Below are 15,273 nucleotides of genomic sequence, written 5' to 3' on the forward strand. Positions count from 1 at the left end.
CCTTGTCGTCAAGTCTTTAACGCAACGGCGGGATAACGAAACGCTACGTGCGCCGGATTCCGGCGTGCTGGAAGACCAGAGACGCGGCCCCCAGGGCCTCGGCCCGGTCATTCAGCGAGGACATGGTCAGGGTGGTGGTTTCGCCGATGACCGGCACGGCGTGCCGCACCAAACCTCGCCGGATGGGGTCCAGCAGGATGTCGCCCAGCCCCGCCAGTGGGCCGCCCACCACAATGACCTCCGGGTTGATCAGGTTGGCTACATTCCCGAGCGCCCGGCCCACCGCGAGGCCGGCATCGTCCACCACGCGCAGGGTGGCGGCATCCCTCGCAAGGGCTTTGCGAACGATGTCCCCGGGGGTCAGCGGGCGCTCCTCGCCGCGGCTGAGCAGCTCGATCATGGTGGTGGTGGAGGCGATGGTCTCCAGGCACCCCCTGTTGCCGCAGCGGCAGATCAGCCCGTGTTCGTGGATGGTCGCATGGCCGATCTCGCCGGTGATCCCGACGTTGCCGTAGTACGGGTTGCCGTTGAGGATCAGGCCCGCGCCAATGCCGGATCCAATTTTCATGAACAGCAGGTTGCTGATGCCGCTGTGCGGTCCCCAGGTGACCTCGGACAGTGCACCGAGATTCGAGTCATTGTCAACGAATATGGGAAACTGGAACGCCTCTTCGAGTCGCTCCAGGATGTCGATGCCCACCCACTCGGGCAGGATCGCCCCCTGTGCCACGGTGCTGGTCCGGCGGTCAATCGGGCCGGGGATTCCGACGCCGGCACCCACCACGGCGCTGCGCTCCACGCCGCTGTCCGCCAGCAGTTTTTCGAGCAGGGCGACGGCGGCCTGGATGCCCTGCTCTGCCTGGTGTCCGAGGGGCAGGAGCACCGATTCCTCGGCGATGATGTGGTAGCTGAGCGAGGCGAGAACCACCCGCAGGTGCCGCCGGCCGAAGTCGATGCCCACCGCCACGGCGCCGTTGCTGTTGAGCCGGACGTTGAGTGCGCGCCGCCCGGAACTGGTGGTCGGCTCGGTGGAGGCAAGACCGGAGTCCTGCATGATCTTGACGATGTTGGACACTGTTGCGGTGGACAGTCCCGTCTGCCGCGCGAGCTCCGCCTGGGTCGAAGGGCCGTTTAGCAGGCATTCGATGATCCGCTGCTGGTTCAGGTGCCTGAGTGCGGATTGCGACCCGGGGTTCTTGGTTCGGCTCCTCGTTGAGCTCGATGGTGAGGGCATGGAATGAACATTGCACCATCGGCGACCTTGTAGTCAAGAAGTTAACGCAACGACGCGGCATGTGGAAGGAAGCAGGTGCCGGGCAATCCGTCCCGAAGGTGGTTCAGGGCGGTGCAAATGGACCGCATCGGCAGCCGCCGCCCGCGGATACGCTGAAGGGAACGGCGTCCGGTGTTGGGCGGGCGTTCACGAAGACTTGAGGTGATCACGGTGAAGCTGGCGCTGATGCAGGCGAACTCCAGTGTTTTGGACATCGAACGGAACTGCGGAGCCATTGAGCGCGCGGCGCGGGCGGCTGCGGAGGCGGGTGCCGCGGTGCTCCTGACCCCCGAGCTTTTCCCCGTGGGCTACGCCCCGCTGCGAGTCAGGGCGGAGCTGGATCCCGACGTCCTGCCCGGCATCCGGCAGACCCTTGCCGGCATCGCTGCCACACATCGCATCGCGCTGGTCTACAGCCTGCCGGCCGTCACGGCCGACGGGCAGTGGCGGATCACCGCTACGGTCCTGGACAACCGCGGGAACGAATTGCTCAGCTATGCCAAGGTCCACCTTTTTGGTCCGGAGGAGGCCAGGGCGTTCAGCCCTGCGGAAGCACCCCCCGCCGTCGTCGATCTGGGCGGCATCAAAGCCTCGCTGGCCATCTGCTACGACGTGGAGTTCCCGGAGACGGTGCGGGCGGCCGCCGCGGCCGGCGCCGACCTGCTCCTGGTTCCCACTGCCCTGGCCCACGGCTTCGAGTCCGTTCCACAGGTGCTGCTGCGTGCCCGGGCGCTGGAGAGCCAGCTGACAGTCGCCTATGCCAACCACTCCGGGGAGGAGGACGGCTGCGTCTTCCTGGGCGGAAGCGTCATTGCCGGGCCCGACGGCGAACTGCTCGCCGCCGCGGGCCCCGGCCCGGAACTGCTGTACGCGGAGGTCAGCGCCGAAGCGGCCCGCAAGGCTCGCGAGGACGTGCCCTACCTGCGCGAACGCCGCCCTGATGTTTACCGCGCCTGGGAGGAGAACGGCGGCGGCATTAATCAGGGCTAGGTGGCAGCCCGTCCACGTACTGCAGCGCAATCCAGAGTTCGGCCCGGACCTGCGCCTGGTTCAGGTCGGTGTCCAATAGCTCGGCCACCGCGTTGATCTGCCGCCGGACGCTGTTCCGGTGCAGGCCCAGCGCCTTGGCGCTGGCATCCCAGTTCCCGTTCTCGCCGAGCCACGCCCTCAGTACGGACAGGTGGGCGGTCCGGCGGTCGCTATCCTGGCTGAGCACCGGCTCCAGCAGCCGCTCGGCCAGCATGGTTCCGGCTTCCTGCCCCAGCAGTCCGGCGACCGTCCACGTCACTTCACCCACCCGGGCGCTCTGGCCGGTGCTCTGGACGCGCTGCCGCAGCGCCGTCACCTGCTGGTAGGCGCTGCCCAGATCCGTGAGCTCGGTGGTGTCCCCGATAACCAACCGCCACCCGAGCTTCTCGACCTCGGCAAGCAGTGCGTCGTCCACCCTTAGCCGGGTGATGGCGGCGAAGCCGTAGTCTGTGATTTCCACGAGCTTGGTGTCGAACAGGCGGCGCCACTGCAGCAGCTCCCGGACCGGGCCCTCCGCGGTGCGTCCGGCGGCCTGCCCCGCCCTGGTGGCCGGCTCCGCCCTGATGCCCTGCACAACGCGCAACGGACCGGAGCGCGTGGAGGAAGTGCTCTGGGCCAGCAGGTCCCTGAGCCCGTTGATGTGCCGCGCCCCGCCGGCGGTCAGGCTGTCGGGGTGCAGCAGCAGCGACGTCGCCAACTGGCTCGGTGCCAGTGACCCGCTGGTCCGTTGCCGGACCAATAGCTCAAGGAGCCCGACGGCGGAGGAGACCACGCTGTTCTGCGCGGGCGTCAGCGGCGAGTCAGTACCCAGCACCAGCGCGCCAAGGTTCGCGTCGCGGGTGCTGCGCAGCGGGTGCCCGAACACGAGCGAAGATCCGGGGACGTCGAAGGAATCCATCTCCACCCTCGGCCCGCTGCCGCCCAGGAGCCGGTCGAGCAGCGGCTGCAGGGTGGCGACCTCGACGCCTGAGCCCGCCCGGGCGCGCACCCGCCCGTCCGCGCCGACCAACATGGCCCATACGGGAACCCGCTGCACCAGCGCAGCCAGGAGCTCATGTTCGGGCCGGGCGGACAGGACGGCGCGCATCAGTTGCCTGTTCGTGTCCGCGAGGTGGCGGAACACCTTCGCGTTGTCCGACTCCAGTAGCTGGGAGAACTCGAGCCCGATGGCCGCGAATGGGACCGTGCTGGGCACCTTCACCAGGGTCAGGTTGTGCCGGACGCAGGCGTCCACCACAGTGTCCGGGACAGCACTGAAGTACGGCTCCAGGCCGAAGCCCAGTGCCCCGACCCCGGCCTTCACCAGGCGCCCGACGTAGGCGTCAACCCGGGCAGCGTCACCCGCGTCGCCAACGAACGGCAAACCTGCCGTGAGGAGGAATTCGCCGTCGAGCAGGTATGGCGTGGGGTCCTCCAGTTCACTCGGCTCAACCCACCGCAGCAGCCCGGAAGCGTTGCCGCCGTCGTGCAGTACCGTGAGCTCGGGCGGCAGTTTCGCCAGGAACTGTTCCAGGGTGACGACACTCAGCCGCTCCGCCGCCGCACTGGCTACCGGGGCGATTCGCGTTCCTGCCTCAGGCGACATGCGGTGCCCCGTCCCCGGGCTCCTCGTAATCCGGGCACTCGTGCGCCTGCGGGAGGCTGTAGGCCCTGGGCAGCCGCGGCGCGATCCTGTTGATGATCTCGTCGCCGTGGCTTCCAATGGCGGCGCCCCATTCATCGGCGCTCGCGGCCCCGTCCCGGGGGTCGCCAAACAGGACGGCCGTATCACCAACATTGATTCCGCCGGGCTCGGGGCCCAGGTCCACCATGAACTGATCCATGCACACCTTGCCGATCACCGGAACCCTCCTGCCGCCCAGCTGCACCACGCTCCGGCCGGAAATGCCCTTCGGAATGCCGTCCGCGTAGCCCAGCGGGATCAGTCCCAGGAACCTCGGCTCGTGGGTGATGGCCTGGTGCTCGTAGCTCACACCGGTGCCGGCCGGAACCTTCTTCACCAGCACCACGGGAGCGGTAACTGCCAGGGCAGGCCGGAGGCCGTAGTCGGCGGGGTCAAGGTGGTCCGCCGGAGCCAGGCCGTAGATGGCCAGCCCCGCCCGCACCATGTCGAACGAAAATTCCGGCCGGTCCAGGATGTTCGCCGAACTGGAGACGTGCCGCAGTTCCGGATCCAGCCCTGCCTCGCGGGCTTGCCTGACGGCTTCCTCGAAGGCGTCCACCGCACCGGCATTCCCGGGGTGGGCGGGAACGTCCGCCCAGGCCAGGTGGGTCCAAATGCCCCTCACATGGAGATTCCCAGCCAGTTCCGCCCTCCGTGCAGCGGCCACCAGGTCAGGCCAGTCCTCGGCACGGGCGCCGCCGCGGCTCAGGCCGCTGTCCAGCTCAAGGTGGACGGCGGCGGCCTGTCCCAGCGAGCGCGCTATGCCGGCGACGGCGTCGAGTTGGGCGATGCTGCCCAGGGACATGTCGACGTCGTGGCTGACTGCCTCACGGATGGTTTCGCTCGACCCGGAGGCGAGGTACAGCCACGACAGAACCGGTGCCGTGATGCCCGCCTGGCGCAGGGCCAGGGCCTCGGTGAGCTGCGCCGTGCCCAGCCAGTCCGCGCCGGCGGCGAGGGCTGCGCGGGCCACGTCGATCAGGCCATGGCCGTAGCCGTTCCCTTTCACCACGGCCATGAAATGGGGTGCAGGAGTGAGGGCCCGGAGGGCACGCACGTTGTCTGAAATGGCGGACAGGTCCACGCTGACCTGCCCGGAAAGCACCGCCTCGGGCGCGTTTGTTTGTTGTGCATTACGTCTCATGCCAGAACACTATAGGTCATTTTGCACACCCGTGAGACACGGCTCACACACCTAGGCTGGAGACACGGAAAGCCCCCAACTACCCACGAACGGACGTCAACGATGACTGTGCCCACCCAAGCAGGACAACGGCCTCCCGTGCAGGCCGTCCGCCCCGGACTGGCAGCCCAGCTGCTCCGCCGCAAGCCGATCGGGCAGATGGTCCAGGAAGCCGAGACAGGCCAGGGCGGAACGCGCCTCGTCCGCAGCTTCGGAGTCATGCAGCTGACGATGATCAGCGTGGGCGCCACCCTCGGCACCGGCATCCTGGTGATCCTGGGCGAGTCCGTGCCGCTGGCCGGGCCGGCCATCTGGATCTCGTTCGCCATCGCCGGCCTGGCCGCGCTGCTGTCCGCGGTGTCCTACGCCGAAATGGCCGGTCTGGTGCCGGCTGCGGGCTCCAGCTACTCCTACACGTACGCCACGATGGGCGAGGGCATGGCCTGGATCTGCGGCTGGTGCCTCGTGCTCGAATACGCCGTTTCCGTGGCTGCCGTGGCAGTGGGCGCCGGCCAGTACGTCAACGAATCGCTGGCGGTCTTCGGGCTGGCCCTGCCGGATGCGGTGTCGCAGCCGCCGGGCGGCGGCGGCTTAGTCAACATCCCGGCCATGGTGATTGTGGTGCTGGCCATGGTTCTGCTGGTCCGCGGCGCCAAGGAAAGCGCGTGGATCAACACCGCGATCGTGCTGGTCAAGGTGGGGATCCTGGTCTTCTTCTGCGCGGTGGCCTTCACCGCGTTCAACGGCGGGCACTTCGAGCCGCTGCTGCCGATGGGGGCCGCCGGCGTCTCCGCCGCCGCCTCCCGGGTCTTCTTTTCCTACATCGGCTTCGACGCCGCCTCCACCGCGGGCGAGGAAGCCCGCAACCCTAAGCGCGACCTGCCCCGGGCAATCATGCTCTCGATGCTGATCGTCACCACCATCTACGTGCTGGTTGCCGTTGCCGCCATCGGCGCCCGCCCGTGGGGCTGGTTCGACGGCACGGAAGCCGCACTGGTGAAGATCCTGGAGGAAATCACCGGCCAGCCGTGGATCGCGCTGATGTTCGCCGTCGGCGCTGTGCTCGCAATTGCCAGCATCGTGCTGACTGTCCTCTACGGACAGACCCGCATCCTTCTTTCCATGTCCCGCGACGGGTTGGTTCCCCGCATCTTTGGCCGCGTCTCCCACCGCACCGGCACGCCCGTTGCCGGAACCCTTATCGTGGGAACCGCCGTCGCCCTCACCGCCGGGCTGGTCCCGCTCGGGGCGCTCGCAGACGCCACCAGCATCGGCACCCTGTTCGCCTTCGCCCTGGTGAACGTGGCCGTCATCCACCTCCGCCGCACCCGGCCGGAGCTTCCGCGGACCTTTCGGGTTCCGCTGTTCCCGCTGACACCGATCCTGGGCGCGCTGATGTGCGTCTACCTGATGGCCAACCTGGGCGCCGAGACGTGGGTGACCTTCGGGATCTGGATGCTCGTGGGACTGGCCGCCTACTTCGGCTATGGCAGGCGGCACTCGCGGGTGGCCGCGCTGGGGCAGGAGGAATACCGTGAACTATCCGCCCGTGATTCTTCCCCAGCTCCCGCACCTGCTGAACAGACAACTTCGCACCAGTAAGACAACACACGAGACCACGGAGACAGACCTTCCATGACAACCGCTACCGAACTGCCGGCATCCGACCCGTCCAGCGCCACCACGGCGTCGGGCCTGCCCGGAGCACCAGGCCAGGCCCCGGTGACCATGCTGAACCCGGACTTCCCGTTCAGCTACGACCACTATCTCTCCCACCCTGACGGACTGGGTTCGGTGCCGCCGGAACTGTACGGCACCGAAGTCGCCGTGGTGGGTGCCGGACTGTCCGGGCTGGTGACAGCGTACGAGCTGATGAGGCTTGGGCTGCGTCCGGTGCTTTACGAGGCGGACCAGCTTGGCGGACGCCTGCGCACGGCCAGCTTCCCGTCTGCCCCGGATGTGGTGGCAGACCTGGGCGGCATGCGGTTCCCGGTGTCCGGCAAGGCGTTCTACCACTATGTGGACCTGCTGGGACTGGAGACGCGGGACTTCCCCAACCCGCTGGCCCCGGTAACCTCCAGCACCGTGATTGAGCTGGCGGGGCAGAAGCATTACGCCACCACCTCGGCAGACCTGCCGCCGTTCTTCCGCGAAGTGGCCGACGCCTGGAAGGCCGCCGTGAACGACGGCGCGCAGTTCACGCAGATGCAGGAAGCCATCCGGGCGAGGGACACGGCCCGGATCAAGGAGCTGTGGAACGAGCTTCTTCCGGAGCTGGACGAGGAGACCTTTTACGGCTTCATCGCCGGCAGCCAGGCGTTCCGGAAGGCGGGCTTCGCGCACCGCGAGGCATTCGGCCAGGTCGGCTTCGGCACCGGCGGCTGGGACACCGACTTCCCCAACTCCATCCTGGAAATCCTCCGCGTCGTCTACACCGACGCCGACGACCAGCACCGCCTCATCGCCGGGGGAGCGCAAAGGCTCCCCGAGACACTCTGGCGCCACGCGCCGTCGGGCATGGTGCACTGGCCGGCAGGGACGTCCCTGGCGTCCCTGCACTCAGGCTCCCCGCGCGGAGCCGTGGAACGGATCAGCCGTGAGGCGGACGGCAACCTCCGCATCCGGGAGCGCTGGGGGAGGGAAGCCTCCTACCCGGCGGTGGTCACCACCTGCCAGTCGTGGCTGCTGTCCACCCGGATCCACACCGAGGAGGCGCTGTTCCCGGCTGAGCTGTGGACGGCGATCGAGCGCTCGCACTACATGCAGTCGTCCAAGACGTTCGTGATGGTGGACCGGCCGTTCTGGAAGGACATCGACCCGGAAACCGGCAGGGAGGTCCTGTCCATGACGCTGACGGACCGGCTGAACCGGGCCACCTACCTGCTGGACAACGGCCCGGACCAGCCCGCCGTGATCCTGCTGTCCTACACGTGGAACGACGACGCGCTCAAGTGGCTGGCGCTCGACGCCGACGAACGCGTGGAGCTGATGCTGCACTCGCTCGAGCAGATCTACCCCGGCGTGGACATCGCCAGCCACATCGTGGGCCAGCCCATCACCGTCTCCTGGGAGGCCGACCCCAACTTCATGGGCGCGTTCAAGGCCAACCTGCCCGGCCACTACCGCTACCAGCAGCGGCTTTTCACCCACTTCAAGCAGGACCAGCTGCCGGAATCCCAGCGCGGCATCTTCCTCGCCGGCGACGACGTGTCCTTCACGGCAGGCTGGGCCGAGGGTGCGGTGACCACGGGACTAAACGCGGTGTGGGGCGTGGTGAACCACCTCGGCGGCTCATCGGCACCCGGCAACCCCGGCCCAGGCGACCTGCTGGACGAGCTGGGCCCGATCAGCCTGGACTAGTTCCCGGTGGGGAGCGAAACCAAGCCCGCTGGTTGAGCCTGTCGAAACCAAGCCCGCTGGTTGAGCCTGTCGAAACCAAGCCCGCTGGTTGAGCCTGTCGAAACCAAGCCCGCTGGTTGAGCCTGTCGAAACCAAGCCCGCTGGTTGAGCCTGTCGAAACCAAGCCCGCTGGTTGAGCCTGTCGAAACCAAGCCCGCTGGTTCAGCCTGTCGAAACCAAGCCCGCTGGTTGAGCCTGTCGAAACCAAGCCCGCTAACCTTGATCTCGACAAGCTCGATCAGCGGTTGCCCAGCTCGATCAGCGGTTGCCCAGCTCGGTCAGCGGTTGCCAAGCTCGATCAGCGGTTGCCCAGCTCGGTCAGCGGCCGTCTGCGTGGAGTTCGCGATGCGCCTTGGCGAGCTCGCGGTAGTGCGCCGCGTTGCGCTGGACGCCGTCGAACTCCTCGGCGGTGAGCTCGCGGCGCACCTTGGCCGGGACCCCGGCCACCAGCGAACGGGGCGGGACTACCGTCCCTTCCAGCACGACGGCGCCGGCCGCCACGAGCGAGCCGGCGCCGATCACCGCGCCGTTGAGGATGGTGGCGCTCATGCCGATGAGGCAGTCGTCTTCCACGGTGCAGCCATGGACGACGGCGCCGTGCCCGACGCTGACCCGCGCCCCCACGCTGCAGGGGAAGCCGGGGTCGGCGTGCAGCACCACGTTGTCCTGCAGGTTGCTGCCGGTGCCCACGGTGATGGCGGCGGTGTCCGCGCGCACCGAAACGCCGTAGAACGCGCTGGCGTCCTCGGCGAGCGTGGCACGGCCGATGACTGACGCCGTCGGCGCCAGGAAAACGGAGGGGTGGATGTCCGGCGTGTCACCGGCGAAGGGGTAAATGGGAGCCATGCCCCCAAGCCTAGGACACCGGCTTGGTTCGCCGGGGTGGGCCGGAACCGTCAGTGGGCTCCGCCGACGTTCAGGACGACGACGCCGGCGACCACCAGCCCGATCCCGAGGATCTTCGTCAGGTTCAGTTCCTCGCCGAGGAAGACGGCACCGATCGCCACAATGGCAACCGTTCCGAGGCCTGACCACAAGGCATAGGCGACGCCGACGGGCACACTCTTGACCACCTGCGACAGCAGGGCGAAGGCAACCCCGTAGGACGCCAGGCACCAGACGCTGGGCCAGAGCCGGCTAAATCCTTCTGTCGACTTCAGCAGGCTGGTGCCCAGGACCTCCGTGGCGATCGCCAGTGCCAGATAGACGTAGCCCAAGAAGATGTGTCCTTTCCCAATGCTGGGGCCTAACCGGCGTGCTGCCGGCGTTGCGCACCCAGGGTCCCATCCTAGGCGCGCGCGGAACGGCGGAGTCACCCGAGGGTCCGCGAAAGCTCCTGGCCGAGAATCCGGGTGCCCTCGGGGAAGGCGCCCGGGTTGGGGCCCGCGTAGTTGAGCCGGATGAAAGGCCCCGCGGGTTCGGCGGGGAACCACTCCGTTCCGGCCGCAATGATGACGCCGGCGGTTTCGCAGTACCTGGCGAGCTGTTCGACGTCGGTCCCGTCGGGAAGCCGTGCCCAGAGATTCAGTCCACCTTTGGGGACGTTCTCGACGTGCGCCTGCGGTGCGTGCTGAAGCAGGCTCGTGAGCAGGAGATCGCGGCGGGACTGGAGCTGGTGCCGGAGGCTTTTCAGATGGGTCTGCCAGCCCGGCTGCGTGACGACCTCGAGTGCCGCCGCCTGGAGCAGGCCACTGACATACATCGACTCGGCTGCCCGGTCGGCAAGGATGCGTTCGCGCGCAGGCCCGCGGGCGATGACGGCGGCCACACGGACGGCAGGGGAGACGCTTTTGGTCAGTGACCGGAGATACACAACGTGGCCGGAGTCGTCGCGGGCCGCCACAGGCTGGGCTGTGGTGGTGATGCCGAAGTCGTGTGCCCAGTCGTCTTCGAGGAGGAAGGCGCCGTTTTTCCGCACGACGTCCAGCACCTGTTCGCAGCGCCGGCCGTCCCACTGCGCGCCGGTGGGGTTCGCGTAGTTCGGCTGGGCATAGAACATCCGTGCCCCCGTCTCCGCGAAGGCGCGGGCCAGTTCCTCCGGGTCGGGTCCGCCGGCGCCGCTGGGCACGGGGATGACCCGGACGCCGGCCTGCGCCGCGGCCAGGATGGCCCCCCAGTAGGTCGGGGACTCGACGAGGAGCGGCTGCCCGTAGCCGACGAGCGCCCTGAAGATGGAGCTGAGGCCGCTTTGGCTGCCCGGAAGCACGACGACGTCGCTCGGGGTTGGCGGGGAAATGCCGGCTGGGGTGGAGCTTCCGAGCTCGTGGGCGAACCAGGATTGCAGCTCGGGCAGCCCTGCAGCCGGGGGACGCGATAACGCCGCCTCGCCGCGGGCCGCCCGTGTTAGCGCTGCGCGCACCAGCCGCTCGGGGAGGAGTTCGCGGTCCGGATAGCCGGAATGGAACGCAATGACATCGTTCGGTGCGGTGCGCATCGCGGCGGAGGCCGGCCGCAGCGGCGCCTGTGGTGATCGCAGGGCGGCCGTCTGCCAGCCGTAATCCGACGGCCGCGCTGTCCGGACGGCCCGCACGAATGTCCCCACGCCTGGGCGGCTCTCGATGACACCTTCCCTCGTGAGGGCCTGCAGCGCCTTCTGGACGGTGACGGGGCTGGCCTGATACTCCGCGACGAGCGACCGGGTTGACGGCAGTCTCGACCCCGGTGCCGCGCCGGCAACCCATTCCCTCAGCCGCAACGCGATCCGGGAACTGCTATCGTTGTTCATGAGAGACAATAGTAGCGCTACTGTTCCGGATCGCCCAGTGATATCGCCGCCCAGCGGCTCGTCATCCACCCGGCCCGTACCCACTGGATCGTCCCGCGCCGGAATATGGTGGGGCCTCTTGGGAGTAGCGGCTTTCTCGTTCACTGTTCCTTTCACCCGCCTGGCAGTAGAGGGGCTGTCGCCGTTGTTCATTGGCTCAGCCCGGGCAGTGGTGGCGGCTGTCCTTGCCGCCGCGGCACTGGTGCTGGCGCGGCAGCGCCTGCCCCGCGGCGTGCAGTGGCTTCGCCTGGCGGTGGTCGCCGCAGGGGTGGTCGTCGGCTTCCCCATGCTCACGTCCTTCGCACTCACTGCCGCGCCGGCCAGTCATGGGGCCGTGGTTATCGCCCTGCTTCCTGCTGCAACGGCGACGCTGGCGGTGCTCCGCGGCCGCGAGCGCCCACGAGCAGCCTTTTGGGTCGCGACCGGAGCGGGGGCCATAGCTGCTGTCGGCTTCGCCGTCGCGCAGCCCGGTGGCTTTGGCCAGCTGCGTTGGACGGACCTGCTGTTCTTCGGCGCCGTGCTGGCCGCTGCCGTGGGGTACGCCGAGGGTGGACTGCTGGCCCGCGAGCTTGGCCCGTGGCAGACCATATCCTGGGCCCTCGTCCTGGCCTCGCCCCTGATGGTGGGTCTTGTGGCTTTCTCCGTGTCCCGGCAGCCGCCCTCGGGCACTCCGGTGCAGTGGGCCGCCTTTGCTTACCTCGGCGTCGTCAGCATGTTCCTGGGCTTCTTTGCCTGGTACCACGGCCTCGCCATCGGACCCATGGCCCAGGTGAGCCAGGTCCAGCTCGCCCAGCCGGTGATGAGTATCTGCTGGGCTGCGCTTCTGCTCGGCGAGCAGCTGACGTGGGCGACCATGGTCGGCGGACTCGCCGTCATACTCTGCGCCGGCGCCGCGGTCCGGGTAAGGCTCAACCGGTCGCCAGCGCCCCAGAGCCGCCCACTGCCCGTCCCGGTGGACCGGAGATAGCAGTGGGGATTCAGTTCGAGCGGGAGTCAGCTCCGGCGGTGGTCAAGGGAGGACGACGGCGATCGGCGCACCCGCTTCTGCCACCCGCTCAAGCTCCCGCACGACGTCGTCCGCCTGGTCTGCCGTGAGGCCCTCCAGCGACTGGACAGCCCAGACTGCCGGGAACGTATTTGCGGCGAACGGCAGGCGCGTGGGCTCCGCCACCGACACGCTCAGGCGGCGGGCCATGGCGTACCTCACGTTGCCGTCGAAGGGATCAACGCCCGTGTAGTGGATGCCGGCCTGAACGAACCGGAGACCGTCGTCGCCCGGGCCGCAGCACACGTCCAGCACTGCGTGCCTGCCCTGTGCCTTGAGCAGTGCGATGAAGGGTTCCAGCGAAGTTTCTGTCAGCAGAGTCATTGTGTTAACCAGTCTTGGTTAAAACCCGCCGGGTGTGAACCGCTGCGCGCCCACGGGAACCCGGAACCGCCGCCGCGGGCATGCTGTCCGCGGGCGGCGTGTGCTCGGTTGAAGCGGGATCAGTTAAAGACGACCGTCCGGTTGCCGTCCAAGAGCACGCGGTGTTCGGCGTGCCACTGCACGGCCTGGGCGAGGGTGCGTCCTTCCACGTCCCGGCCCATCTGCACGAACTGCTCCGGCGTGCGCGCGTGGTCCACCCGGATGACTTCCTGCTCGATGATCGGGCCCTCGTCCAATGCGGCGGTGACGTAGTGCGCAGTGGCACCGATCAGCTTGACGCCGCGGGCATGGGCCTGGTGGTACGGCTTGGCGCCCTTGAAGGACGGCAGGAAGGAGTGGTGGATGTTGATGGCCTTGCCGGTCAGCTCGGTGCACATGTCGTCGGAGATGATCTGCATGTAACGGGCCAGGACGGTCAGTTCGACGCCCTCTTCGGCGATGATCTTGCGCAGCTGGTCCTCGGCCTGTTCCTTCGTGTCGGCCGTCACCGGGATGTAGTGGAACGGGATGCCGTAGAACTCGGCCAGCCCGGCCAGGTCGCGGTGGTTGGAGACAATCGCCGGAATCTCGATGGGGAGGGTGCCGGAGCGCTGCAGGAACAGGAGGTCGTTCAGGCAGTGGGCGGACTTGCTGGCCATCAGCAAGGTACGCACTTTGCGGCCCACGGGGTTCAGGCTCCACTGCATGCCAAAGGCCTCGGCCACCGGCTCCAGGGCGGCGACCACCTCAGTGTGGGGTGCGGTGGTGGTGGCTTCCACGCGCATGAAGAAGGTGCCGGTGGATTCGCTGCCGTACTGCTGGGAGTCCGTAATATTGCAGCCCGCCACGAGCAGGGCGCCGGCCACGGCGTGGACGATTCCCGGGCGGTCGGGGCAGGACAGGGTTACTACGTACGATTTGGCGAGCTGGTCTTCATTCACGAAGAACAGCCTACCCGCGCGTCGGTCCCGCATTTGATAGTGTGGTGGCGTCGCAACTGGCGTTTGGGTGGCTAACCACCAGGGAGCGGCATTCACGAAGACCACGGATCGTACGCCTGGGCCGAGGGTCATGTTTTGCCGGTAGCGCTGCGCTTCTCGAAGAGCGGCCACCCCATTGCGCTGCGGCGCCCTCATAGACCTGCGCCCGGAACGCTTTCCGGATGGTGGTCTTCGACGGGCGGAGCAACGTTCCAGCCGGTAGCCTGACCTTTAGCAGTGCCCATCCCTAGCCAGGAGTTCTTCGTGACCACTTCACCGACTTCCGTTAGCACCTCCTTCGTCAGCAACCAGCCGCTGGCTGAGCTCGATCCCGAGATCGCCGCAGTACTGGACCAGGAACTCGGCCGCCAGCGCGGCACCCTGGAAATGATCGCCTCCGAAAACTTCGCCCCCCGCGCGGTCATGGAAGCCCAGGGCTCCGTTCTGACCAACAAGTACGCCGAGGGCTACCCGGGCCGCCGCTACTACGGCGGCTGCGAGTACGTGGACGTCGCCGAGCAGCTGGCGATTGACCGGGTCAAGGACCTGTTCGGCGCCGAATACGCCAACGTCCAGCCGCACTCCGGCGCGCAGGCCAACGCCGCCGCGCTCTCCGCCATGATCACCCCCGGTGACAAGATCCTGGGCCTGTCCCTGGCCCATGGCGGACACCTCACGCACGGCATGAAGCTGAACTTCTCCGGCAAGCTCTACAACGTGGCCGCCTACCAGGTGGAGCAGGACAACTTCCGCGTCGACATGGACAAGCTCCGCGAGCAGGCCATCGCCGAAAAGCCGCAGGTGATCATCGCCGGCTGGTCCGCGTACCCGCGCCACCTCGACTTCGCCGCGTTCCGCTCCATCGCCGATGAAGTGGGCGCCCTGCTCTGGACGGACATGGCACACTTCGCCGGCCTCGTGGCAGCAGGCCTGCACCCGAGCCCGGTGCCGCACTCCGACGTCGTCACCTCCACCGTGCACAAGACCCTCGCCGGCCCCCGCTCCGGTGTGATCCTGGCCAAGCAGGAGTGGGCCAAGAAGCTCAACTCCAACGTCTTCCCGGGCCAGCAGGGCGGACCGCTCATGCACGTCATCGCCGCCAAGGCAGTGGCCTTCAAGATCGCCGGCACCGCCGAATTCAAGGAGCGCCAGGAGCGCGTCCTGGAAGGCGCCAAGATCATCGCCGACCGCCTCAACCAGTCGGATGTTGCCGAGGCCGGCGTCTCCGTCCTCACCGGCGGCACCGACGTTCACCTGGTGCTCGTCGACCTGCGCAACTCGCAGCTGGACGGCCAGCAGGCCGAGGACCTCCTGCACTCCGTGGGCATCACCGTCAACCGCAACGCCGTGCCGTTCGACCCGCGCCCGCCGATGGTCACCTCCGGCCTGCGCATCGGCACCCCGGCCCTGGCCACCCGCGGCTTCGGCGCCACCGAATTCACGGAGGTTGCCGAGATCATCGCCACCGCCCTGAAGGCCGGCTCCGCCACGGACGTCGAGGCCCTGCAGGCCCGCGTGGACAAGCTCGCCGCTGACTTCCCGCTGTACCCGCAGCACGAGCAGTGGTAAACCCG

At 68.0% G+C, this 15,273-nt stretch carries 13 protein-coding genes and 1 riboswitch; of the genes, 5 read left to right on the plus strand and 8 right to left on the minus strand.

Annotated features, from left to right (window positions below):
- Positions 1-43: 43 nt before the first annotated feature.
- The gene (locus QFZ33_RS07490; protein ID WP_307026233.1) at positions 44-1,234 is read right to left on the minus strand and encodes an ROK family transcriptional regulator; all 1,191 of its coding nucleotides are present in this window, start codon (positions 1,232-1,234) and stop codon (positions 44-46) included.
- Positions 1,235-1,444: 210 nt separating this feature from the next.
- Between QFZ33_RS07490 and QFZ33_RS07495 the strand changes: the two genes are divergently transcribed.
- On the plus strand, positions 1,445-2,263 hold the full coding sequence (locus QFZ33_RS07495; RefSeq protein ID WP_373427336.1) for a nitrilase-related carbon-nitrogen hydrolase: 819 nt from the start codon (positions 1,445-1,447) through the stop codon (positions 2,261-2,263).
- Here the strand turns inward: QFZ33_RS07495 and QFZ33_RS07500 are convergent.
- Together QFZ33_RS07500 and alr are read right to left on the minus strand one after the other, a co-directional pair.
- A complete protein-coding gene (locus tag QFZ33_RS07500; RefSeq protein ID WP_307026237.1) occupies positions 2,250-3,887 on the minus strand; it encodes a PucR family transcriptional regulator in 1,638 nt (545 codons plus the stop codon). The two genes, QFZ33_RS07495 and QFZ33_RS07500, sit on opposite strands and share 14 nt — an antisense overlap.
- The gene (gene alr / locus QFZ33_RS07505) at positions 3,877-5,109 is read right to left on the minus strand and encodes an alanine racemase (protein WP_307026239.1); all 1,233 of its coding nucleotides are present in this window, start codon (positions 5,107-5,109) and stop codon (positions 3,877-3,879) included. The genes QFZ33_RS07500 and alr overlap by 11 nt, the downstream gene beginning before the upstream one ends.
- A 102-nt stretch (positions 5,110-5,211) precedes the next feature.
- Here alr and QFZ33_RS07510 point away from each other — a divergent pair, with 102 nt between their 5' ends.
- Together QFZ33_RS07510 and QFZ33_RS07515 are read left to right on the plus strand one after the other, a co-directional pair.
- Complete coding sequence (locus QFZ33_RS07510) at positions 5,212-6,750, plus strand: amino acid permease (protein ID WP_307026241.1); 1,539 nt, start codon at positions 5,212-5,214, stop codon at positions 6,748-6,750.
- Between the two features lie 33 nt (positions 6,751-6,783).
- Entirely contained in the window at positions 6,784-8,508 is a 1,725-nt protein-coding gene (locus tag QFZ33_RS07515; RefSeq protein WP_307026243.1) for a flavin monoamine oxidase family protein, read from the plus strand.
- Between the two features lie 357 nt (positions 8,509-8,865).
- Here QFZ33_RS07515 and QFZ33_RS07520 read toward each other — a convergent pair whose 3' ends face one another.
- The 3 genes from QFZ33_RS07520 to QFZ33_RS07530 form a co-directional block, all read right to left on the minus strand.
- Complete coding sequence (locus QFZ33_RS07520) at positions 8,866-9,393, minus strand: gamma carbonic anhydrase family protein (RefSeq protein WP_307026245.1); 528 nt, start codon at positions 9,391-9,393, stop codon at positions 8,866-8,868.
- Positions 9,394-9,443: 50 nt separating this feature from the next.
- Positions 9,444-9,764, minus strand: a complete 321-nt coding sequence (locus tag QFZ33_RS07525; protein ID WP_307026247.1) for a DMT family transporter — start codon at positions 9,762-9,764, stop codon at positions 9,444-9,446.
- Between the two features lie 95 nt (positions 9,765-9,859).
- Positions 9,860-11,272: an aminotransferase-like domain-containing protein gene (locus tag QFZ33_RS07530; protein WP_307026249.1), complete on the minus strand. Its 1,413-nt coding sequence runs from the start codon at positions 11,270-11,272 to the stop codon at positions 9,860-9,862.
- Between QFZ33_RS07530 and QFZ33_RS07535 the strand changes: the two genes are divergently transcribed.
- Positions 11,271-12,278 (plus strand): DMT family transporter, encoded by a 1,008-nt coding sequence (locus QFZ33_RS07535; protein ID WP_307026251.1) that lies wholly within the window; start codon positions 11,271-11,273, stop codon positions 12,276-12,278. The two genes, QFZ33_RS07530 and QFZ33_RS07535, sit on opposite strands and share 2 nt — an antisense overlap.
- 42 nt (positions 12,279-12,320) lie before the next feature.
- On the opposite strand, the gene QFZ33_RS07540 is transcribed toward QFZ33_RS07535, so the two are convergent.
- Entirely contained in the window at positions 12,321-12,680 is a 360-nt protein-coding gene (locus QFZ33_RS07540) for a class I SAM-dependent methyltransferase (protein WP_307026253.1), read from the minus strand.
- A gap of 119 nt (positions 12,681-12,799) precedes the next feature.
- A complete protein-coding gene (gene purU / locus QFZ33_RS07545; RefSeq protein WP_307026254.1) occupies positions 12,800-13,660 on the minus strand; it encodes a formyltetrahydrofolate deformylase in 861 nt (286 codons plus the stop codon).
- A gap of 42 nt (positions 13,661-13,702) precedes the next feature.
- Positions 13,703-13,789: riboswitch (ZMP/ZTP riboswitch) on the plus strand.
- A 174-nt stretch (positions 13,790-13,963) separates the two neighbouring features.
- Between purU and glyA the strand changes: the two genes are divergently transcribed.
- Positions 13,964-15,268 carry a serine hydroxymethyltransferase gene (gene glyA, locus QFZ33_RS07550; protein WP_214849863.1) on the plus strand — a complete coding sequence of 435 codons (1,305 nt, stop codon included), beginning with the start codon at positions 13,964-13,966 and terminating at the stop codon, positions 15,266-15,268.
- Positions 15,269-15,273: the final 5 nt, after the last annotated feature.

Source organism: Arthrobacter globiformis (assembly GCF_030815865.1).
GTDB classification, from domain to species: Bacteria; Actinomycetota; Actinomycetes; order Actinomycetales; family Micrococcaceae; genus Arthrobacter; species Arthrobacter globiformis_B.